The sequence below is a fragment of the Symmachiella macrocystis genome, assembly GCF_007860075.1.
In the GTDB taxonomy this organism is placed as follows: Bacteria; Planctomycetota; Planctomycetia; order Planctomycetales; family Planctomycetaceae; genus Symmachiella; species Symmachiella macrocystis.
This window is the reverse complement of record NZ_SJPP01000001.1, coordinates 3,502,989-3,525,226: the sequence shown is the minus strand read 5'-3', so window position 1 is coordinate 3,525,226 and position 22,238 is coordinate 3,502,989. Positions and strand designations below refer to the sequence as shown.

The window sequence follows — 22,238 nt, the reverse complement described above, 5'->3', positions numbered from 1 at the left end:
GACAGAAACGATTCTGCTGATTTTTCTCAGCGGCATTGTTGCAGCAAGTTTACAAACCGAAAAGCCCGTGAACATTGAGAACTGCTAGATTTTCACCCGATTTAACAAGTTGAGACCAAGTCTCAATTGATTGGTAATTCCCCAGCAGCCAACTGTCAATTCCAATCGTCCATGAATTTGTACATCGGGTCATTTCGATTCCGGCTCGCGAATGTAGATGGGGTTGGACAGAATCCAAATTCGCGGCTCCTCTTCAAGGTTCAACCAGACTTCTACGCGGTAAATTCCTGGTTCCTGGACGGAAAATTCGCAGGAACGGCCCAGTTCGCGGGCGACTTCGACGCCGTTGCGAATCAATCGAAAGCTACCGACCAACGGCGCGGCGGCGTGAAGTGTCATACCAGAAACAAATGGCGACACATGCCCCATTTCGTAGTTATTGCCATCGGTCTCAAGCTGAAACACAAATCCGGTCGGATCGGCGATCCAGTCGAACGCCACATACGCCCGGCCATTTTGTAAGGCCTCGCGTACGTTTGCCTCGGTGAGCTCCTTCATTAACAGATGCGTACTGACGTGGTGCAGACTGCGGGCATAGGGGTCCAGATCGAGGTCAAAAACCACGTCCCCCGCCTTTTTGCCCAACAGCAGCGGCTTGATCAACGGCAACTTCTCAGGATCAATCAGGGCGACTTTTTCGCCCAAGCCATCGTCGATGCGTATATTTCCATCCTCTTCAATGGTGGCTTTGAGTCCTTGGTTATGGTGGGCATCGTTGGCCGAGACCCCGGTGTGCGGTTTGATGGCGCACATGGCATCCCATTTCTTCAGGTAATCCGCCGGATAGTTTTGCAGAGCGGCAAAAACGCCCTGCGGATATTCTCGCAACGCCGGTCCCAGTTTGAGCATCAAGGCCAACGGATCGCGAAGTACGCGAATGAACCGCGCCTCATCTTTGAAGTCGGCATGCGTGTTATAAATCTCGCTGCCGGTCAATCCGGTCAGCTCCCAATCCATCCGTTCTTCCAGGTGGCACAAAAACGACATTCCGCCGTCGGGTTGCACGGCATCGACGAATTCCTGCGGCTCAGAACCAAGTTTGTCCTTCACGCTGGCCGTGGGAAAGGACAACAACCCGGTCGTCTCCGCACCGGGGATCAGCAACACGCCATCAACAAGACCGCGATGTCCGTCGGTAAAAAAGTCGTAATCGGCCGCCGGATGATTGGTAAACATCAGCACGCGCACGCCGACTTCCTTGGCGGCTTTGACGATTTCCTCAACCGTGCCGTTGCTATCGTGCGAGAGAAACGAGTGCACATGCAGACACGCCCGATAGTCGGTGAATTCACTTGTGCGCGTGACCGGCTGTCGGTCGGTTTTGAGCGTTTCGACGGCGACTTTGAGTTGTCGTAATTTATCGATATCCAACCGATCCAATGCATCGGCAGCGACACTGCGATTGGAATCCGCTGACAGACACAGGGTAGCGACGATGACCCAGCATGTTCGTAGGAGTGGAGTAAGGTTTCGCATAACAGGTTTTTCCCTAAAGACACTTTTGCATCGTGTTGTATTGCTGAGGCTCACGGTCGAGCGTCTGTTTCGAATTTTGGCCTTCCGCTTCATGTTTGCATCGTCTGTGGTCGCTGTCTAGAGTGGGTGCTGCAGAGATAGCGACTGGGGTTGGTCGCCCGATTGCTCCTAGGCTTCGAGATGTTCCCGAATGACGACTCAGCAAACGACAACTGGAAATGCGGCGCCGGCCCTCTCGCCGGATGGTCGGATCCATTCGATCGATCAGTTTCGCGGGTACACGGTGCTGGGCATGTTTGTCGTGAACTATTTGGGGCATTACCGCTGCCACTATAATTTTCACCACAACGACTATTTTCTGAGTTATGCCGACACGATCATGCCCTCGTTCATGTTCGCTGTGGGGATCTCGTTTCGTTTAACGATTTTGAAACGGCTGGCCGGTGGCGCTTACCTGAAGACCTATTGGAGTTACCTCAAACGCTGCATTGCGCTCTGTTTGATTTCGATGGCGATGTACGGCATTGGCCAGGACTTCGACAGTTATCAAGAGTTTTTCACCGATCCGGACAGTGAAGCCATTGACCAAGCCGCGTGGGATCAGTTTGTTGCGGGCGATGCGGAGGCAACCATTCCGCCACACTTCAAAGAGCACTGGTGGCTGTTAGCCAAGTTGATCGCCAAGTCCTATCTCTGGGAAACTTTGGCGGTGATTGGCATCACGCAACTGTTTGTCTTGCCGTTTGCGAACCTGCGGTTTTGGTATCGCTTTGCTGTGCTGATTGTTTTTGGAGCCGCGCATGTGGCGCTCAGTGAATGGTTCAATTGGCAATTCTTTTACGGCTACACAATCGACGGCAGCTATGTCGACCTGCCCAGCGGCCTGAACAACTGGATGGGCGAAATCTGGGGCACCGGGTCCAACCGCAGTTGGGATGGCGGGATATGCGGGATCATCACCTGGAGCGTTGCCATGCTGGCCGGCACGTTGTGTTATGACTTGATGGCCGGAAACACCTCGTCGCAGACGATTAAAAATCTACTGCGCTGGGGCACGGTGTTTCTCTGCGTTGGTTATGCGATGTCTTGTCTTTCGTGCTTATACGACCTGCCCGCTGATCCGGAGTCGACCACCCAGTTTGTTCCCGCTGCGGCGGACAAACGGATTACGAATTCGCGCGGCAATGCGAAGGGAGGAATGCGAGCCCAACTGGCAGCCTCACCAGTGATTCCCGATTGGCGAGCAGTGCAAGGCCGATCCTTCACATCGTTCTTTGCGGAGCCGCCGTTCGTAGCTCGTCCTGAGAACCGGTTGGTGAATTATTGGATGATGCAAAAACGCTTTGCCTCGTTGCCGTATGTGGTTTTCGTCTCGGGACTCGCATTCGTGCTGTTGGCGTTGTTTGTGGTGATCACAGATATCGGCGGCATTCAGATCGGCGTGTTTCGCACATTCGGCATGAATCCGTTAGCCGCTTATGTGTTGCACAAATTGGTGTTGATGAACGTGGTATTTCACGTCGTCCCCAAGAACTCCGCTGCCTGGCTGTATTGGAGCGGATTGTTTGTGTACCTGGCGGTCGTGTATCTTCTGGTGCGCGGTTTGGAGAAACAGGGCGTTTATATCCGCCTGTAAATCCGGCTGAAACTCGCCGTCTCGTGGGAACTGCAACGTCATCTATGGCGGCAACACTTGCGTTCAGTTGGCCGACCGGACACCATAGAGGTTGCCATTTTGGCGACAACCTTTAGAACCCGTTTCAAAACCCAATTGTGCTTGTTCTGAAAACTTGCGGAGCAGTGTCGGCAAGACGCATCAGAGGGTTTAGGAACGACTTGCAGTAACACCGGCTCTCCATACCTGCCGAGGCAATCATAAGGAACAGATTCCGTGACCGATACGAATCCACAAAGCTCGTCACGCCGTAATTTTTTGGGCAACATGGCACTGGGCGGTTCCGCCGCATTGACTGGACTCGCAGCCGGTTGTGCGAAACAAGACGAACAAACAAATGCCGGTGGTGCCGACGGACAAAAACCGCTCAAGGCGGCCTTCTCCAATGCCGGGCTGCAAAGCACTTGGTGCGCGCTGGGCAAACAAACGGCCGAGTTGTGGGGCAAATTGCTGAACGTAGAAATCGAGTGGTTCGACGGCGAATTCGATCCGGAAAAACAACGCAATAAAATCGACCAGATCGTCGACCGCGACTGGGATTTTTGCTGTTTCCAAGCGGTCGCCATCGATGCCTTAGCGCCGCCGACCGAAATCCTCCGCGATCGTGGCATTCCGGTGATCTCGATGGACACCCTATTGGTCCCGATGGACCAAATGCGCAAAACCGGAGTTTGGACCCAGGTTTCTCCCGACCATATTTTCATGGCCGAGTCGAGCACAAAACATCTGGTCGACAAAATCGGCGGTAAGGGCAAGGTGATCCATATCGGCGGTCTCAGCGCTCACAGCGGCGCACAGGACCGCAGGACCGGGTTTGAAAACATCGCATCACAATATTCTGACATTGAAGTATTGAACGGCGGTGAAGTGGTATGGTGCGATTGGAAAAAGGAAATGGCCCGCAATCAATTCGAATCGTTGTTGGAACAAGAGAAAGAACCGATTGCCGGCGCGTTTTTCCACAGCGACGACATGGCGCTCGCCTGTGTGTCGGCCATTGAAAACACAATTCATAAGGACATGGTCATCACTGCGGTCGACGGGCAAAAAGAAGGCCTGCATGCGGTACGCGATGGCGGACTGGCCGGGACCACAGTCAACCCGGTCTGCCGCATCCACCGCACCGCCCTGACCTTGGGCCAGTTTTACGTTCGCAACAACGAAAAAATGGACGACGTTCCCGTCGAAGTCATCACGCCCGGCCCGCTGGTCACATCGGAAACCGGAAACCTGGAGACGATGCTCTACCTCGCCGACCCAGCGCATTGCCTCGTTTGATTTGTGTTTGATAAATCGCGCGGACTCCCACTGTAAGAACAATCGCCTCCAAACCCTTCTCCCGCTCCCTCTGCGAGAGGGCCGCGCGACACAAGACGTAACCCCTTGAGACACAACGCGATAAATGATCCGAACCGCCACTCCGCTCCTGCAATGCACAGCCATCACCAAACGCTTTGGCGGCGAAACCGCGCTGGATGGCGTCGATTTTTCGCTGCAAACCGGCGAGGTGCATGGCTTGGTCGGCAGTAACGGTGCGGGTAAAAGCACGCTGATGAAAATCCTGGCCGGCGCGCTGCCCGATCACGGGGGACAAGTCCTGCTCAACGGAAAACCAACGACGCTGGGGAATCCGCTTCAAGCGCAGCATGCGGGCATCGCGATGGTTTATCAGGAACTCTCCGGCGTGGGACAAATGTCCGTCGCCGAGAATCTGTTTCTCGGCCGCCAACCGACGACGCGGCTGGGACGCATCGACTGGAAGGCCATGCGGCAACAGGCGGCGGAGTATTTGGCGGAGATTGATATTCATGTCGACGTCCGCAGCCGACTCGACAGCCATCCGTTGGTCATCCGGCAAATGGTGGAGATCGCTCGCGGACTGCATAGCGGCGCACGGATATTGATTCTCGACGAACCGACCAGCGCTTTGAGCCCGCCCGAGACTCGGCGCTTGTTTGATTTGATTGCACAACTGAAACAGCGCGGCGTTGCCGTGATTTTTATCAGCCATTTTATTGAAGATGTGCTGGAAATCTGCGACCGCGTGACCGTCCTGCGTGACGGCCGCCGCGTGGAAACTGTACGTTCTGAAGTGGTCGACAAGCATACCCTGATTCACACCATGCTGGGGCATGCATTGAATCGAACGGCAACAGCTTGTGAAACAGCCGTTACACTGCCGCCGCAGACGGAGACGCCTTCCGTACTAATCAGTGAGAATTTGCAACTTGCGGGCACATTCTCCAATGTGAGCATCAAAGTCGCTCCGGGAGAATGTTTGGGTTTGTATGGTTTTGTGGGAGCGGGGCACCAGGAACTCGCACACGTCATCGCCGGTGCCCGCAAACAGGATGAAGGCACGATTCTTTTTGACGGCTGCCGCATGAAACCGGGGAACACGCATCGTGCGGTCCAAAAAGGAATTGTCCTCGTCGCGGCCGATCGGGGGCAGACTTTAGTGGGTGGGGCGGAAATTTATAAAAATGCCACGTTGGCGCATTTGAAACGGATCGCTGATAAATGGGTCACCTCGGGGCGTGAAATCACAGCAGTCAATCCACTGTTGGAACGTGTCGGTTGCAAGCCCGCGGCGCCGCGAATGAGGGCCGGTGATTTGTCGGGCGGCAACCAACAAAAAGTAGTGCTCAGTAAATGGTTGTTGGGAGACGTGCGGGTCTTGGTTCTTGAGGAACCAACGCGCGGAATGGATGTCGGCGCCAAGGAAGAAATCATGCAACTGGTCGCTGAGCTGAAACAACGGGGCACAGCGGTCATTCTCGCCTCAACCGAGCCGGAATTGCTGCTGGAGCACGCCGATCGCATCGCTGTCTTTCGCCGCGGAACACAAACGGCCGAATTCTCTAACTGCGAACTCGACAAAGCCACCCTAATGCGGCACGCTTGAGCGGCAGATCCTCGCAGTGCATTGGAATCAGATCCCCGCAGCAGTTACCATGAAGGCTGTGAGAAACTGCAGGAGAAATATGCTTGCTGCAGATGTTCACCTGCCAAGAACGCTCACCTTCATAAGACGTGGCTAGAACCAGTTTCAAAACCCGGTTGTGCTTGTTCTCGAAACGTTCAGATCAGTGTCAGTGAGACGCGTCAGAGGGTTTTGAAACGACTTGTAAAGATGTTTGAGGATGCGGCTGTGAAACGAACCATTGGCCTGGGCCTGTTGCTAACGTTCTTGTCGCCATCGCTGGCTGCAGCGGACGATTGGCCGACGTACATGCACGACAACGCCCGCAGTGGCGTCTCGGATGAAACGCTCAAACTTCCACTACGGTTGGCATGGGATTATTCCACGCCGCTGCCGCCACAACCTGCATGGCCCGATTCGGCCAAGTGGGACGGGTGGTCGAAAACTTACAATCTGAAAACCCGGCAGGTCTTTGACCGTGTCTATCATGTCGCCGTTGGGGAGGGGGCCGTCTATTTCGGTTCATCTTCGAGCGATCAAGTCTATTGCTTGGATGCGGCCACTGGAAAAAAACGCTGGTCTTTTTTCACCGAAGGCCCTGTACGACTCGCACCGATGCTGCACGACGGACGCGTTTATTTCGGCAGCGACGATGGGTATGTGTACTGCGTTGAAGCTGCTGATGGGAAATTGGTCTGGAAGCACCGGCCCGGTCCGCACCCGCGGCGGATTCCCGGCAACGGCCGCGTGATCTCCGTCTGGCCGGTCCGCGGGTCGTTGGTCTTACAGGACGGTCTGTTGCACGGCGCGGCAGGAATGTTTCCCTCGGAAAAGGTCTACGTCTTCGCCCTGGACCCGGCGACCGGCGAGGAAGCCTGGAAAACTCCGCAAAGCGATCTGCCGGTGCAAGGATATTTGCTCGCATCGTCGACGCGGTTGTATACACCTTCGGGACGGAACAATCCCATCGTCTTTGATCGTGGCAATGGAAAACGGCTGCGGGTCGTGGAAGGGCAGGGGGGTACGTATGCTCTGCTGACCGGCAACCAAATTGTCTTTGGCCCCGGCAAGACGGGCGAACTAGGTTTGGTCGAAGGGGACCAACAAGATCAGTTGGCTCAGTTTGCTGGAAATCACATGATCGTCACACCAAGCATGTCCTATCTGCATACGGACACGCATCTGAGCGGGTTGGATCGCCCGCAATACTTGGCGCACTCCCGCATACGAAAAGCATTGATGGGCGAACACCGCGGTCATCGCGATGCTTTGAAAAAGCTAGGAGCTGACGGGGACAAGGCCGAGATCAAAAAACATAAAGAGGAAATGGCACGGATCTCGACGCGGTTGCAAGAGGTCGCCGAAGACCTCAAAAAATGCATCCTCTACAATCAGCTGTGCGGCCAGTCTTTATCGTTGATTCTCGCCGGCGACATGCTGTTTACCGGCGGCACGGGCGAGGTCGCTGCCTATGGGGGCGACAGCGGAAAGCAGTTGTGGAAACACAAAGTCGACGGCAATGTTTACGGACTGGCTGTTGCCGGTGGACGGTTATTTGCGAGTACTGATACGGGGCGGATTTACTGTTTTCAAGCGGCGCAATAATACGGCAACTTGAGGCGGATAATTTCCCAAGACACAAGAGACGCAGACTCAAATGCAAAAGATAGCGATGAAATTGGCCTACACTCTGCTCTTCCTGGTTGGCTTTCCCAGCATTGTAACCGCTCAAGCGGCGGACAAGCCGGTGATGCATTGGTTGCTGCAGCCTGAATATGTCGACCACTTGACCATCAAAGATGCCGCCGCCGCGCATGCCGGGCAGATCAACGGCATTGTGAGTCACTGGCATGGGAACAACATCGCCGCTTTGGAATTCGACGGCCTGCACAACAGGATCGTCGCCGAACCAGTGAAAAGCCTGTCAGCCCCCCCAACGCTGTCGGTCTCTGCCTGGGTCACGATCGACAAACCGGCCGACCATGGCGGGATCGCTGGGCTGATTCAAAAAGAAAAACCATTCGCCACCGCTTGGCTGCTGGGGTATCAAGGCGATCAATTCACGTTTTCCGGGCCCGCCTCCACGGGCAAGACGCTCATGAGCCGAACGAGATTCCAACCCGGCCGTTGGTATCACGTTGCAGCGACGGATGACGGAATAACACAAAAGCTGTTCGTCAACGGACAACAGGAAGCCTCCGCCGAAAGCCCCACAGAAAAGAACGTCGCCCTCCCCGGACTGCAATTTGTTATCGGCGCAGCGCGGGACGGAGACCAGATTGTCCACATGCACGGCATGATTCACGAAATCGCCATTTATGAACAGGCGATCGATGCTGCAGCCTTCCAAGGACAATACGACAGTAAGGCAACCGCGTTCCCCGCCCCGCTAGAAATCACAGTCGGCCCGCACGTTGAATTCCTTTCACGTACTTCCGCCGTTGTGGAGTGGGAAACCGCCCAACCCATGCCCTCGGTCGTTGCCTATGGTATCGACAAACAACTAGGCCACCGCGTCGCGGACGCCCAACCGACGACTCAGCATCGCGTCACGCTGGACGATATCGCGCCGGATTCCATCTACTCTTTTCAAATCCGAGGCACGGACAACGAACAAGAAACTGCGGGGAAAACCCATGTGTTTGACTCGCATTTCAATTACACATTGCCGACGGTCGTTGACGATCAATCCCCCTATCCACACGACGAACTGACCGAATTGTATGAGTCGTTTGCCGAGCGGATTCTCAAAGAAACCGGCGTTACGCAAGGGTACTGTTTAGTGCTGGGCGTCGAGCAAGGCCGCTTGGCGTATGAATTGGCCAAGCGATCGAATCTGAAAATTGTCGCCGTCGACGACAATCCCGCCAACGTCGCCGCCGCTCGCGCCGCTCTGGGCGAGACACCTTATTACGGCCTGCGAATCAGCATCCACGAAGGTAGTCTCTCCGATTTACCTTATGGTGAATACTTCGCCAATCTGGTCGTTTCCGACAGCCTGCTGAGGCGGGGCAAGCTCGCTGCTGATCCTGGGGAAATGTATCGCGTGCTCAGTCCGTCGGGAGGCACCGCCTATTTGGGGCAATCGGACAAGCGCAGGGTCAAGGTCACGCAAACGGATTTGAAGAAATGGCTCAGCGAGGATCCCAACGACGAATCCCGAATCGACGAAAATGGCGGCCTCTTTGCCTCGGTCCGTCGCGGCCCATTGACCGGTGCCGGGCAATGGACACATCAATATGGACAAGCGGACAACGCCTCGTGCAGTCAGGACTTTCTCGTTCGGGGCAAGATGAACGTCCAATGGTGGGGCCGCCCCGGTCCCCGACCGATGCCTGACCGTGGCCCCCGCAATCCCGCGCCGCTCTCTGCCGGGGGACGACTTTACATTCAAGGGGACCGCGTCCTGTTCAGTTTGAATGCTTATAACGGCACCGTCTTGTGGTCGAAACAGGTCCCGGCCATCCGCCGCGCCAACATGCCGCGGGATTGCAGCAACATGGTTGCCGCTGATGATGCGCTTTACGTCGTCGAAGGAGATCATGTGCTCAAATTTGACGGCCAAACCGGCAAGCCGGCCGTTGTGATGCAACTTCCTGACAGCGATGAGGCAGTACCAGTCGATTGGGGTTACCTGGCCTGCGTCGGCGACACGCTGCTCGGCTCTGTTCAGAAATCAGGGGCGGGATATTTGGGGGATTTCGGCGAATGGTACGATAAAAGCGAGCCGACATCGATTGCGAAAGTCACCAGTCGCCGGCTTTTTGCCCTCGACCGCAACACGGGAGCAGCGCAGTGGAATTATCAAGGCGGCGTGATCATCAACTCTACGCTCACGGTGGCTGACGGCCGCGTGTACTTTGTAGAAAGCCGCAATCCCGCCGCCCTGGACAGCAACGCGGGCCGTTTGGTCGATGAAGTGCAAACCGGACAGTTCTTGGTCGCGGTGGACTTACAAACCGGCGAAAAATTGTGGGAGCAACCGACCGATCTCAGCGATGCCTCACGGGTAATCTATCTCGTGCATACCGACGACACGTTGGCCGTGACGGGATCCTCCAACGGGAAATACCATATCTGGGCCTTCAACAACAAAGAGGGCAAACCGCTCTGGAAAGAATCGTTTGCCATGAAAAAGGACGATCACGGCGGTGCGATTCAACATCCCGTGGCGGTTGGCAGCACGCTGTACTGCGAATTGCGAGGCTACAATCTCCGCACCGGCAAATTGGAACGGACCGACTTGCCCCAGCGGCGCGGTTGCGGGACGATGGCGGCGTCGAATTACGCGTTCTTTTACCGACACCGTTTTCACGGCATGTGGGATTTGGAGACCAATACTCAAAGCGAGTTTCAGGGCATCCGAGGAGGCTGCTGGTTGGGCCAAATTCCCGCAGCGGGTTTAATGCTCGCACCAGAATCGAGCGCCGGATGTTCTTGCACACATTCGATCCAAATCTCCGTGGGCTACATCCCGTCGGCAATGACCAAACAAACTCCCCCCAGTCAATAAACTGTTGCCCGCACCGAGTCGCCCATGAAACTCACAGATACCCTCCGTAAACGCAAACGGCCACTCATCGCGCTCGGTATCTGGATCCTGTTTCTGATCATCCTGGCCGGCGTCGGCTGGGGGGTCGTCCAAATCGGGGCCATCGCGCTGTTGCTCGCAACCGTACTAGGAACCGGCTGTTACGCCGTGTTCCGCATCATGTACACCATCAGCTAACCGTGTTGCATGCCCGAGATAATCAGCAAGGCAAGATCAAGCAGCGATGCGAATCCGTGCGCTGGGACGGCACGTTCTTACGCACCGGCGGGAACCACGTCGGCGTCGTCCAGCAACGTGGCAAGGCTCTCTAAAATGGTATCAATCGGCGCGGTTTTGGGCAGCACGCAATCTCCGCCGCACGCCTCGGCCTGCTGTGCTTGATGGGGACGCATTGAGCCGATGAGCACCAAGACCCCTTGGTCGGGATGAGCATCATGAAAACGTTTCAATTGCTGCGCCGCGCGGTCGTCCCACACCGGGGCATCCCAAATCGCAGCTTGCCATGTCGCTTTAGTGGAAGCGGTTTGAAAGCTTGCAGCGACTAACGCGTCATTCAGCCAGGCTCGAATTGCAGGATCGGCCGAGGCGACGTGGACACTCCCAGTTTTGGCGCGTCCCAGGTGTCCGATTGCCCCTGCGTGTTGCCGTTGGAAGACCTCTTCGATCGAGGCGGTGGCCGGCAACGGGGGGCGGCCGGCAGCGGCATCTTCCCAGATCCGGCGAATCAGTCCCGCTGATTCCGCCACAGCAGTGCGGGTCGCCGGTGGCCACAAATCACGGTTACGGCCATCGGACTCACACCACGATCCGAAACAACAAAGGACGGTGGCCAGCGGAAACATCTCATGCAGATGTGAGATTTCGCCACGTGTGAATTCATCAGGCCAAGTTTGGCAAACGATGACTAGATCAGGAAATGCCCCACTAACGGCAAGGATCGCTTCGATATCCGCGATCGCCGCAGCGCGAAACAACTGTTTCGTCGGGACCAGTGTTGCCACGGTCTCAGCTACGGAATCCATTTCCGCGTGCCCGGCATTCCCAACCAACAGGAGCGTCGGTAAGGGGCGATCCATAGGCTGGCCACCTGTCACTGGTTTCATCATTCGCAGACATGTCACGTCGGGGTTATGATTTCGACATCAAACAGCAGGCCCAACGGAGTTTTGAAACGGGTTCTTGCTCAAAGAAAACGAAACACCGGCCGGACTATTCGTCGTCGCGCGAATTGGCGTACCGGACACAGAGGAATCGCATGATGTCACGAGCGGAGACGATACCAGTTGGCATGCCGTTCGAGTCGACGACTGGCAGATGCCGGTACCCGCCAACGTCCATGGCATGCATGGCATAGGCGATGGAATCGTTCTTAGTGATGGTTTCCGGAGAGGCGGTCATGTGATGCTCCAAGCCTTCCGACATTTGCGAAATATCTTGGCTCACATCGTTCAGGACGTCGCGTTCAGTGAAGATACCGGCCACTTCTCCATCGGATTCGACCAGCACCGCACCGGTTTGATGTTTCAACATCAAGTCGATGGCTTCACGCACCGATGTCGCTGCGGAAACACAAACGGGCCGCTTCGCGCACAGCACGTCGACCGAATGTGCGATAATTCCCCGTTCGAGCGCATTGGTGATCTCTTCGCGGTGAGTCAGTGAGGCTCCGCAACCTTCGCAGACATCGGCGCCGACAATATTATCGCAGTGACAATCGGGGCAAATCATGGCATCGCACCCAGTGATGGAACGGAAAATAGATCGCAAACCGCATTACGGCTCAAACCGCGATTTTGGTTAGGTCACGGTCCAAGTATCGCCACTGTTAAAGAGGGCTTCGAGGTCGCCTTCGCCTTTGTCCTGAATCGCGGCGTCGACTTGGGCATTGACCCGATCGTCGTACACTGGTTTTTCGACATCGCGAAAGACACCGACCGGTTCGGGGAATTCGGGATGACGCATGCGGGAAAGCAGAAACGCCAAGCTTGGTTCTTCCGCTTTTTCATCGTGGAACAACAGGTCGTCTTCGGAAATCCCCTTGCCGAGTTCGACAATCTCCGGCTTCATTTCGTTGAGACGAATCCCTTTTTGACCATCTTTACCAAAGATCAACGGTTTGCCGTGCTCTAGATAAATCAGGTTGTCTTCTTTGAGTTTCTTGTCGGTGGCATACTCGAACGCACCGGGATTGAAGACATTGCAGTCCTGATAGACTTCGACGAACGCAGTCCCTTTGTGAGCAGCGGCACGTTCCAGCGTATTGACCAACCCCTTAATGTCGACATCGACGGCCCGCGCGACGAAAGTCGCTTCGGAGCCGATAGCAACACACAGCGGCGTTAAAGGGTTATCGACCGAGCCCATCGGCGTGCTTTTGGTCCGTGAACCAAGCGGGCTGGTGGGCGAGTATTGCCCTTTGGTTAGTCCGTAGATTTGGTTGTTGAACAGAATGATCTTCAGATCGATGTTCCGACGGATGGCGTGCATCAAGTGATTGCCGCCGATCGAGAGCGCGTCGCCATCGCCGGTAATGACCCACACACTCAGGTCCGGCCGGCTGACCTTCACTCCGGTGGCCAGTGCGGGAGCACGTCCATGGATTCCGTGGAATCCGTAGGTGTTCATGTAATAAGGGAACCGACTGGAGCATCCAATTCCCGAAACGAAGACGAAGTTTTCTTTAGGAATGCCGAGTTTGGGCAAAACCTTCTTCATCTGCGCCAAGATGGAATAGTCCCCGCAACGGGGGCACCAGCGAAGTTCCTGGTCACTCGCGAAATCCTTCGCAGTGAGAACCGGCAAAGCTGACGAATCAGTGCTCATTGGTCATTAAACTTTCTCAGACGCCTTATCCAGTATCAAACAACATCACGACCTCAAAAGAGGCCAAGAATCGGATAGACTTGTTAGTAGTTGAGAATTTCGATAGCCGCGATTTAGGTATCCTGACAATCTGCCAATACTTCGTCGATCTTGGCTACCAACTCGCTAACCAAGAATGGCTTTCCCTGAACTTTATTATAACCCACGGCATCAACTAGGAAATAACTGCGAATCAGTAATCGCAGTTGCCCGGTGTTCAATTCAGGAATTAAGACTCTTTTGTATTTCGAAATCACTTCGCCCAAGTTGCGGGGCATAGGATTGAGGTACTGCAAATGCGCGAGCGCCACTGATTTACCGGCTCGCATACATTCTCGCACGGCGGTTCGTGTTGAGCCGTAGGTTCCGCCCCAACTCAATACCAGCAAATCCCCCTCCTCGGGGCCCTCGACACTCTGTTCAGGGATGAAATTGGCGATGCCATCGACTTTAGACTGCCGTGTTTTCACCATGTGCTCATGGTTTTCCGGCGAGTAGTCGACGTTACCGGTGCCGTCGGATTTCTCCAGACCGCCGACGCGGTGTTGCAATCCCGGGGTTCCCGGAATCGCCCAGGGCCGCGCCAATTTTTCGTTGCGCGAATAGGGGAGAAATTTCTCCTCATCGCCGTTGGTCACTCCCTCGGGATGTAGAATCTCGATCGGCCGCAACTCCGACATCTCAGGAATCCGCCACGGTTCGGCGCCGTTGGCGATATAACCGTCGGTCAATAGGATCACCGGCGTCATAAACTCCGTCGCTATACGGAAGGCCTCTTGAGCCATCTTAAAGCAATCAGCCGGTGCTGCAGCAGCCACAATCGGTAATGGACAATCGCCGTTGCGACCGTACATGGCCAATAACAAGTCCGATTGCTCTGTTTTCGTGGGCAAGCCGGTACTCGGTCCGCCACGTTGGACGTTGATGATCACCATCGGCAATTCCGTCATCACGCCCAGGCCCATCGCCTCAGCTTTCAGACAAATCCCCGGTCCGCTGCTCGCGGTCACGGCTAGTTCACCGGAATAGGAGGCGCCAACAACAGCTGTCATCGCGGCGATTTCGTCTTCCACCTGGCAGGTGCGTACCCCAAAGTTCTTCAACTTCGAGAGTTCGTGCAAGATATCGCTGGCGGGTGTAATCGGGTACCCGGCATAAAACAATTTCTTGCCCGACAATTTCGCAGCTGTTGCCAACCCAATGGCGGTCGCTTCGTTGCCGGTAATTTTGCGGTACTTGCCCGGCGGTAACTTAGCCGGCGGAACCTGATAATGGACGGTAAACGATTCAGTCGAAAAGCCATAATTGGAACCCGCTGTGAGCGCGTTCATGTTGGCCTGAGCGATCGCCGGATTTTTGCCAAATTTGGTGGTGATCCAATCGGTCGTCGGTTTGGGGTCGCGGTCATACAGCCAGAAGACCAAACCGAGCGCGAAAAAGTTCTTACAGCGGTCCGCGATTTTCAGCGACAGTCCCAATTCAGCCACGGAATCGCGTGTCAGCCGTGTCATAGGCACTTTATGCACACGGAATTTGGACAGTTCGACTTCGTTTTCCAACGGATTGTGGTCGTAATGCGCCTTTTGCAGGTTGCCTTTTTCAAAAGCATCCTCATTGACGATTAACGTCCCACCTCGTTTGAGATCAGCAATGTTGGTTTTCAGCGCCGCCGGGTTCATGGCGACCAGGGTATCGACCTCGTCCCCCGGAGTGAAAATATCGTCGCTGGAAAAGCTAATCTGGAATCCGCTCACCCCACCCAGCGTTCCGGCAGGAGCCCGGATTTCCGCGGGAAAGTCAGGAAGCGTGACCACATCGTTGCCAAATACGGCGGACACGTTGGTTAATTGTGTTCCCGCCAATTGCATGCCGTCGCCGCTATCTCCGCAAAATCGAACAACAACTGTTTCGACCTCTTCAAGAGGCTTCTGCTCGGGGGACTCGGACGTGGCGGCGTCTGTCGCAGCCATTCGCTTTTCACTCCTATATTTTAAGTTCTTCAAACCGACCGGAACGTTATGCCCACGGGAAACGGTTCATTAAGGACATGGTCTGGAAAACGCGTGAATTCGTATCATGGAGGGAATCCAAAGCCATTCGTCACGCGCCTTCGCGGTCTGAAGTCGTTTGCTTGGACTGAGGGGACTGATTGTAAATCGCTGAGGGAAAGTGCTCGACGAAAAAATGCACGATGGTTTTCACGTCGATAATCCCAATCGGAGCGCCGTCTGCGTTGACTACGGGTATCCGACGGTACCCCCCTTGATCCAGGTAACCGATCGCCGACATGAGCGCGTCGTCTGAGGTGACCGTTTGGGGGTTGGCCGTCATGGCTTCGGCAATGGCATCATCCAGCGAGCGACCGTCGGCTAACCACCGCAGTAGATCGCGCTCGGTAAAGACTCCGACCAAACGGTCGTTGTCACAGACCAGCGCCGAACCGTGGCTATGGCTTCGCATTTGAGCGGCTGCATGGTGCACGCTGTCTTGCGGAGACAAGATCGGGACCGACTTGATCGCCAATTGGCCAATCCGCGTCGTCGTCAGAATTTCGCGTAAGTCCATCGATTCCAGCTTTCGCAGCGTGACTCCGAACGACAACCTATTGAATTGTAACGGGTTATGTCCAAAAATCCATGGGCAAGTTGCACACGGTTTGTCAATTTCGGCGTCAGCAGGTCATTGTTGCAATTTGGATCTTTTTAGGAAAGTCCGACTGAATAAAAAAATCCGATAACTTTGGCAATTCCCCCTATTCCCTCACAGTAAGGATTTCGAGGTTCTCACCAGCATGGCCGTGAAGGTCACAGTTAATCACGACTCATGACCAATTGCAAAATGTACCAAAACAGCAAGGCGATCGCCGCGAACAGACTCAATGAAGCCGCCACGTATTGGTCCGTGCGGTAGTGATGCAAAACGTTGGAGGTACTATAGAGCACCATGCCGCTACCCAGCACCACGCCAATTCCGGCGAACATTGTGACCGGCATGTTGAGTCCAAAAAACGCGGATGCGGCAAATGCCGCTAGCAGTGTGAATGACAACACGATTAACAGGGTACGGAGAAACGAAAAATCCTTACCCGTGATAAAGACCACGGCGGTCAATACTGCGGTCGCTAACATCGTTAGCCCTGCGGCTGTGGGAATGACATCGGGACCGGCGGTCTCTCGGGCGATGTACAACAGCGGTACAAAAATAATGGCTTCGGCAACCGTGTAGAGTGCCAATCCGAGGTATTGCATGCCGATCGACGTATCACTGCGCGCCCAACGATCCGCGATCCAACTCACCGCCATAAAGGCAATCAATACAATAAACCATTGGCCGCCTTGAATCATGCGAACCATCGGTTCCAGAATGGCCTGTGTATTCAGAAACACATACGTCAGCCCCATGAAGGCCAAAATCGCCAGCATCAGGTGGCCGTAGGTCAGCCGCAAAAATTTCGCGCGGGCTTCATCCGCGGCATCGGCGGCGAACAGGTCGTTGACGTCGTAATGAGGGCGGGGGGCGAAATCATCGGTTTGGTTCATGATTGTAGCCTTTGCACGGGTTGCGCGGTTGACTGAAACTCCCGGCCCAGGGCGCCGAGATGGGAAATTTTTCAAGGTCAGTATTATCTTAGCTCGCTAACTCCGATCCTGTCTACAGGCAGTTTCCCGAATTCGGCGTTCTCGCCTGAACCGGACCGCACTTGAGGCAATTTCATGAATCTGACATAGTTCCGCTGCGCGGGAGAGACAGGAACAATAACGTCACTCTGCGCGTGATTCAGGAAAACCTTCGAAATTGTCAGCTCGACACTCCCCACGTCGCGGGAAAAGGACGCCTGCCCGTTGTTGGACCCACCGTCACAAGCATTGCTCGAACGGCTGTACGAGAATCAACTCTGCACGCCGCGCGACCTCAGTCGCTGCCGCAAGCAAGTACAACGCCTCACGCGCGACCTGCCGGCGTTTGACTCGGTGTGGATCGATGCGCTGTTGCAGGCTCGTATACTTACGCCGTTTCAAGCCCGTTTGTTGGATTCCACCCCTCCCGGGCAAATCGTCGTCGGTCCCTGCCTGTTGCTTGATCGCTTGGGTGGTGGGCAGCGGGGGGAAACATTTTTAGCGCAACACAAATCGAGCCGGCAAATCTGCGTACTGAAAATAGTCGCACCGCGTGATGGCTATTCCGTCGAGGAGTTTTCGGCATTCGAATCGGTCGTCGCGAAGATTGCCGATATCAATCATCCCTGCGTCGTCGGACCGCAGGTGTGCGACCGCCTGGGTGATCGTATCGTAGTTGTCAGTCGACACATCGCCGGTCCGCATTTGGCGGAATTGCTCGTCCGGCGCGGCCGTTTTCCGGCCGACATAGTCTGGGAAATTGGGCGACAACTGTTGGACGGTCTCGCCGCGTTGCATGCCAGCGGCCAGATGCATGGTGACATCCGCACACACAACGTACGGCTGGTTACATCGGGGGTGGCCGTATTGGTCGACGCCGGAGTCCGACCGGTGGTGGAGCGCGACCTCACCATCCACACAGCAGCGGCACCGGAACGGTTTGATGGAATCGCACCGGAGTTAATCGGCACCGGCCGCAGCCACGCCCCGACGACCGATTTCTATGCGCTGGGTTGCCTGCTCTGGCAGTTGTTGGCGGGACGACCGCCTTTCCCGGGGGGAGATCCACTGGCCAAAATTGCCGCGCACCAAACCAGTACGGTTGACGATGTGCGGGAATGGGCGCCCGATACGCCGCCAAAACTCGCCGAGGCCATCGCACAACTCACCGACCCCGATCCGACCAAACGCCCGTCGTCCGCCGCTGCGGCCATAGAGGTCTGGGGCAAACCGAGCCGCATGGCCCGCAGCAAAGTCTCACGATTTGTCGCCGGCTTCCGCGGCCCAGCCCGCGCTTCACGTGAAGGTCGCGCCGCGACAACAGTTGGACGCTGGGCACCGATGTTTGTGCTCGTGTTTTTGCTTTCCGGATTAGCAACCTTTTTATCCGACCAGGGCGCGCGGAATGCGATGCTACAAATGGTCAACGACCTTGCCCCCTCGTTGAGTCGCTTGGAGGACAACAAGAATTCCAAGTCGCCCCCCGCGGCAAAGGCCGATCCACCGGAGACATCTACCGCTCAGCCAAAATACCTGGAACTGCCCGCAGTGCAAGACGGAGTAATCGTGCTCAACGCGCCCGGTCCTTACAGCATACGGCCCATTTCAGCCGTGGGGCCGTTAGTCATCCGTGGAACGGCAGGCGCGCCGTCGGAAATCGTCATCGATTCGGCTCCCCTAAAAATTAGCGCCGAATCGGTCCGTCTAGAAAACGTCCGTCTACGAAATATCGCCTCAGAAACCGGGCATACCCCCGCTGGTTCGCTGGTTTTGCTGCAAACGGATCGGCTTGATGTTAACCGCTGCGAGTTTCACACTCATGCGCTGGACTCGCTCGCGCCGGAATCAATTACCCCGGCGGCGCGCCTCTCCATCAAACCGATCGCGCTGGCATGGCGAAACCTGGGCACGTCGGCCGGTGGGATGATTCGGTTGCGGGATACGCAGTTTGTGGGAGTCGGAACCGCACTGCACCTGGCTAGCGCGCCACAAAGACTACAGGCAAAAAACTGCCTGCGGTTGGGAGGCGGCACTATGTTTGTGCTCAACAGCCCTCCGCCGGCAGGAAGTCTACTGACAGTCCAATTGAATTCGGTGACCTGTCGCGACAGTGGTCCGTTGTGGAATTGGCGATTCTCAGACAAAAACCGCCGACCGGGTAAAGTCCAAATCAATGTGACCAATTGCGTGTTCCATGCAGCGGATCAACAGACCGCATTGTTTGAGTTCCTAGGCGACGACGTGAGCAACGATTGGAGCGATCTGATCGCGCTGAACGGTGTCGACACGATCATCCGGCCGCAAACGCGATTAGTGACATGGTTGAACCGGCAAACCGGGCAGCTCACACCGTTGGCCGACGAAAAGCTGTACGTCGAAGGGGTCTTTGCCGTGCCGTATACATTTCGTGGAGACCTGACGACTCGCCCGGCCGATTCGGAACTGGACGAAATCAAAGCCAGTATTTCACGACGTTCCGAGGAATTACCCGGATATCATGTTCGGTAATGCTCCGCCGCCCAATGCTCCGCAGCAAACTCAGCTCGCGGAATTCCGGCCGCTGGTTGGCAGATGACACAGCCGACGCAGCATTCCAACTTGGCCCGCCATAGAGACATTTGCCATCATGGCGAAACCAGCGGGGCAGCGTTGAACCCGGTTCGTTTCGCTGGTAGGATCATCACACACAATCGCATGTCGCGGATTGCCGCTACGTCACCTACGGCCTTGCCGGGCAGACCCTGATGAATTTCGTTACGGATACAGACAATTCAATCAAGAAACGCTGGACCAAACGACATCTTTTGGGGTTGGAATACCTCTCGGCTGACGAAATCACGATGATTTTAGATCAGGCCGCCGAGTTCAAACGCCTCGCCGAGCAAGGTGAAACAAAACTCGGACTGCTCCGCGGGACGGTGGTCGCCAATCTGTTTTTTGAACCTTCGACCCGCACACGCACCAGTTTTGGCTTGGCCGCCAAACGACTGAGCGCCGACACCGTTGAGTTCAGCGCTGCCGGCAGCAGTCTGGTCAAAGGCGAAACATTCATCGATACGGCCCGCAATATCGAAGCCATGGGGGTCGATCAAGTCGTCGTACGTCACAGCACGCCCGGCGCCCCGCACCTTCTCGCACAAAACTTGAACACCAGCGTCCTGAATGCCGGAGATGGCACGCACGAACATCCTACGCAAGCGCTGCTGGACATCTTTACGATCCGTGAACACCGAGGCACGTTGCAAGGATTGACCGTCGCGCTCGTCGGCGACATTTCGCACAGTCGCGTCGCCCGGTCCAATATCTGGGGTCTGACCAAACTGGGAGCGCGGGTCATCGTCTGCGGTCCGGCTACGTTGATTCCGCAGCACGTGGAAAAACTGGGCGTCGAAGTCGCCACGAACCTCGACAAAATCCTTCCCGAACTCGATTGCATCAACTTGTTGCGGATTCAATTCGAACGACAACGCAGCGGTTTGTTCCCCTCGATTGCTGAATACGCACATCTGTTCGGCATGAACGGCGAACGATTGAAGACGGCCAAAGACGACGTGATGATTTTAGCTCCCGGCCCCATCAACCGCGGTGTGGAAATCACACCGGACGTGGCAGACGGCGGCCATTCAGTCATCCTCGACCAAGTCACCAACGGCCTGTTGATTCGCATGGCTTGTTTGTATCTTCTCAATCCCAAAAACAGCCCGTAAACGCGGGTTGAGCGGCTTAATCGACAACCGTCCCACACCCCCGAAACCGCAGCGGGACGACCGGAGAAACGAGACCATGACCAGCACACGAATTCGCGGCGGACGCGTGATCGATCCCAGCCAGGGTATCGATACCGTTGCGGATCTAGTTCTTCAGGATGGGAAGGTGGTCAGCATCGGCACATCGTCCGCCGCTGCGGATATCGAGATCGATGCCACCGACATGATCGTCTGCCCCGGCCTGATCGACATGCATGTCAGCCTCCGCGAACCCGGTTTTGAAGAGGATGAAACGATCGCCACTGGAGCCGCGGCGGCGCTGGCCGGGGGGATCACTAGTGTGGCCTGCATGCCCGACACCCAACCGGTTGTCGACAATCGAGCTGCCGCCGAATTCATCATCCTCCAAGCCGGACGAGCGGGACTGGCCAATGTGTTTCCACTGGGAGCGGTGACCAAAGATTGCAACGGTGAAGAACTGGCCGAGATCGGCCAATTGGTCGAAGCGGGTGTCGTCGCCTTTTCGGATGCGACCCGGCCGTTGGCCAATGCTGAAATCATGCGCCGCGCACTGGAATATTGCGGCATGTTCAACCGCCCCATCTTCAACCACCCCGCCGTCCCTGAGTTGGTGCATGGTGGGGTGATGCATGAGGACTACGTCTCGACCGAGTTGGGGCTGCGGGGCATGCCGGCTGCCGCGGAAGATATTTCCGTTGGCCGCGATATCGCCCTGGCCAAAGTCACCGGCGGACGCGTGCACCTGCAAACGATTTCCAGCCTCGGCAGCATCGATCAAATTCGCCGCGCCAAAGCAGCCGGATTGCGCGTTACCGCTGAGATCTCGCCACACAACTTTACGCTGATGGATGAGCGGCTGCGGACGTTCAACTCCAACTACAAAGTCGATCCGCCACTAAGGACGGCTGACCACCTGGCTGCCTGTATCGAGGGTCTTCAGGACGGCACGATCGATGCGATCTGTTCGGATCACCAACCCTATGCGCCAGAAAAGAAAAGCCGGGAGTTGAACCTCGTTCCGTTTGGCGTCTCCGGTTTGGAAACGCTGCTGCCGATTTCCATCGCCAGTTTGATCGAACCGGGACACCTCGACTGGCCGCAATTGATTGGGAAATTGACCAACGGCCCGGCGAATATCCTGGGCATCCCCAAAGGGACCTTGGCGACCGGCGCTGAGGCTGACGTGACAATCATTGACCCGCAAGTCGAGTGGACCATCGACGCTACCCAATTTCGCTCGCGGGGCCACAACACACCATTCGACGGCTGGAAAGTCCGCGGCCGTGCCCGGACTGTGCTAGTGGCCGGTGTGGTTGTGTATGAGGTTTAGTTAGTGGGACCCTAC

General features: G+C 55.9%; 16 protein-coding genes. 9 read left to right on the top strand and 7 right to left on the bottom strand.

Annotated features, from left to right (window positions below; translation table 11 throughout):
* Positions 1-189 precede the first annotated feature (189 nt).
* Complete coding sequence (locus tag CA54_RS13655) at positions 190-1,536, bottom strand: PHP domain-containing protein (protein WP_146371289.1); 1,347 nt, start codon at positions 1,534-1,536, stop codon at positions 190-192.
* 190 nt (positions 1,537-1,726) lie between these two features.
* Here CA54_RS13655 and CA54_RS13650 point away from each other — a divergent pair, with 190 nt between their 5' ends.
* From CA54_RS13650 to CA54_RS13625, 6 genes are all read left to right on the top strand, one after another.
* Positions 1,727-3,172 carry a heparan-alpha-glucosaminide N-acetyltransferase domain-containing protein gene (locus CA54_RS13650; RefSeq protein ID WP_146371288.1) on the top strand — a complete coding sequence of 482 codons (1,446 nt, stop codon included), beginning with the start codon at positions 1,727-1,729 and terminating at the stop codon, positions 3,170-3,172.
* 255 nt (positions 3,173-3,427) lie between these two features.
* Complete coding sequence (locus CA54_RS13645; protein ID WP_146371287.1) at positions 3,428-4,489, top strand: sugar ABC transporter substrate-binding protein; 1,062 nt, start codon at positions 3,428-3,430, stop codon at positions 4,487-4,489.
* Between the two features lie 124 nt (positions 4,490-4,613).
* Positions 4,614-6,116 (top strand): sugar ABC transporter ATP-binding protein, encoded by a 1,503-nt coding sequence (locus tag CA54_RS13640; RefSeq protein WP_146371286.1) that lies wholly within the window; start codon positions 4,614-4,616, stop codon positions 6,114-6,116.
* Between the two features lie 246 nt (positions 6,117-6,362).
* Positions 6,363-7,739 carry a PQQ-binding-like beta-propeller repeat protein gene (locus CA54_RS13635; RefSeq protein WP_197532448.1) on the top strand — a complete coding sequence of 459 codons (1,377 nt, stop codon included), beginning with the start codon at positions 6,363-6,365 and terminating at the stop codon, positions 7,737-7,739.
* 52 nt (positions 7,740-7,791) lie between these two features.
* Positions 7,792-10,647 carry a LamG-like jellyroll fold domain-containing protein gene (locus CA54_RS13630; protein WP_146371285.1) on the top strand — a complete coding sequence of 952 codons (2,856 nt, stop codon included), beginning with the start codon at positions 7,792-7,794 and terminating at the stop codon, positions 10,645-10,647.
* Positions 10,648-10,671: 24 nt separating this feature from the next.
* A complete protein-coding gene (locus CA54_RS13625) occupies positions 10,672-10,863 on the top strand; it encodes a hypothetical protein (protein WP_146371284.1) in 192 nt (63 codons plus the stop codon).
* Between the two features lie 77 nt (positions 10,864-10,940).
* Here CA54_RS13625 and CA54_RS13620 read toward each other — a convergent pair whose 3' ends face one another.
* The 6 genes from CA54_RS13620 to CA54_RS13595 form a co-directional block, all read right to left on the bottom strand.
* Entirely contained in the window at positions 10,941-11,762 is an 822-nt protein-coding gene (locus CA54_RS13620; protein WP_146371283.1) for a hypothetical protein, read from the bottom strand.
* Between the two features lie 133 nt (positions 11,763-11,895).
* Positions 11,896-12,414, bottom strand: a complete 519-nt coding sequence (locus CA54_RS13615) for a CBS domain-containing protein (protein WP_146371282.1) — start codon at positions 12,412-12,414, stop codon at positions 11,896-11,898.
* A gap of 69 nt (positions 12,415-12,483) precedes the next feature.
* Positions 12,484-13,509 (bottom strand): 2-oxoacid:ferredoxin oxidoreductase subunit beta, encoded by a 1,026-nt coding sequence (locus CA54_RS13610; protein WP_145379175.1) that lies wholly within the window; start codon positions 13,507-13,509, stop codon positions 12,484-12,486.
* A 113-nt stretch (positions 13,510-13,622) separates the two neighbouring features.
* Positions 13,623-15,518, bottom strand: coding sequence for a 2-oxoacid:acceptor oxidoreductase subunit alpha (locus CA54_RS13605; RefSeq protein WP_146371281.1), 1,896 nt, complete (start codon positions 15,516-15,518; stop codon positions 13,623-13,625).
* A 130-nt stretch (positions 15,519-15,648) separates the two neighbouring features.
* Entirely contained in the window at positions 15,649-16,113 is a 465-nt protein-coding gene (locus CA54_RS13600) for a CBS domain-containing protein (protein ID WP_146371280.1), read from the bottom strand.
* 245 nt (positions 16,114-16,358) lie between these two features.
* Positions 16,359-17,087: a Bax inhibitor-1/YccA family protein gene (locus tag CA54_RS13595; protein WP_146371279.1), complete on the bottom strand. Its 729-nt coding sequence runs from the start codon at positions 17,085-17,087 to the stop codon at positions 16,359-16,361.
* Positions 17,088-17,390: 303 nt separating this feature from the next.
* Between CA54_RS13595 and CA54_RS13590 the strand changes: the two genes are divergently transcribed.
* The 3 genes from CA54_RS13590 to CA54_RS13580 all read left to right on the top strand — a co-directional run bounded on the left by CA54_RS13590 (position 17,391) and on the right by CA54_RS13580 (position 22,223).
* Positions 17,391-19,673, top strand: a complete 2,283-nt coding sequence (locus tag CA54_RS13590; protein ID WP_197532447.1) for a serine/threonine protein kinase — start codon at positions 17,391-17,393, stop codon at positions 19,671-19,673.
* 236 nt (positions 19,674-19,909) lie between these two features.
* The gene (locus CA54_RS13585; protein WP_146371277.1) at positions 19,910-20,872 is read left to right on the top strand and encodes an aspartate carbamoyltransferase catalytic subunit; all 963 of its coding nucleotides are present in this window, start codon (positions 19,910-19,912) and stop codon (positions 20,870-20,872) included.
* Positions 20,873-20,948: 76 nt separating this feature from the next.
* Positions 20,949-22,223, top strand: a complete 1,275-nt coding sequence (locus CA54_RS13580; RefSeq protein WP_146371276.1) for a dihydroorotase — start codon at positions 20,949-20,951, stop codon at positions 22,221-22,223.
* The last annotated feature ends 15 nt before the right edge of the window (positions 22,224-22,238 follow it).

Bases quoted from the DNA above. Each gene is read 5' to 3' on its own strand.
- CA54_RS13625 (WP_146371284.1), top strand. From the start codon at position 10,672: ATGAAACTCACAGATACCCTCCGTAAACGCAAACGGCCACTCATCGCG.
- CA54_RS13630 (WP_146371285.1), top strand. From the start codon at position 7,792: ATGCAAAAGATAGCGATGAAATTGGCCTACACTCTGCTCTTCCTGGTT.
- CA54_RS13640 (WP_146371286.1), top strand. From the start codon at position 4,614: ATGATCCGAACCGCCACTCCGCTCCTGCAATGCACAGCCATCACCAAA.
- CA54_RS13615 (WP_146371282.1), bottom strand. From the start codon at position 12,414: ATGATTTGCCCCGATTGTCACTGCGATAATATTGTCGGCGCCGATGTC.
- CA54_RS13600 (WP_146371280.1), bottom strand. From the start codon at position 16,113: ATGGACTTACGCGAAATTCTGACGACGACGCGGATTGGCCAATTGGCG.
- CA54_RS13580 (WP_146371276.1), top strand. From the start codon at position 20,949: ATGACCAGCACACGAATTCGCGGCGGACGCGTGATCGATCCCAGCCAG.
- CA54_RS13655 (WP_146371289.1), bottom strand. From the start codon at position 1,536: ATGCGAAACCTTACTCCACTCCTACGAACATGCTGGGTCATCGTCGCT.
- CA54_RS13585 (WP_146371277.1), top strand. From the start codon at position 19,910: ATGAATTTCGTTACGGATACAGACAATTCAATCAAGAAACGCTGGACC.
- CA54_RS13620 (WP_146371283.1), bottom strand. From the start codon at position 11,762: ATGGATCGCCCCTTACCGACGCTCCTGTTGGTTGGGAATGCCGGGCAC.
- CA54_RS13595 (WP_146371279.1), bottom strand. From the start codon at position 17,087: ATGAACCAAACCGATGATTTCGCCCCCCGCCCTCATTACGACGTCAAC.
- CA54_RS13605 (WP_146371281.1), bottom strand. From the start codon at position 15,518: ATGGCTGCGACAGACGCCGCCACGTCCGAGTCCCCCGAGCAGAAGCCT.
- CA54_RS13610 (WP_145379175.1), bottom strand. From the start codon at position 13,509: ATGAGCACTGATTCGTCAGCTTTGCCGGTTCTCACTGCGAAGGATTTC.
- CA54_RS13650 (WP_146371288.1), top strand. From the start codon at position 1,727: ATGACGACTCAGCAAACGACAACTGGAAATGCGGCGCCGGCCCTCTCG.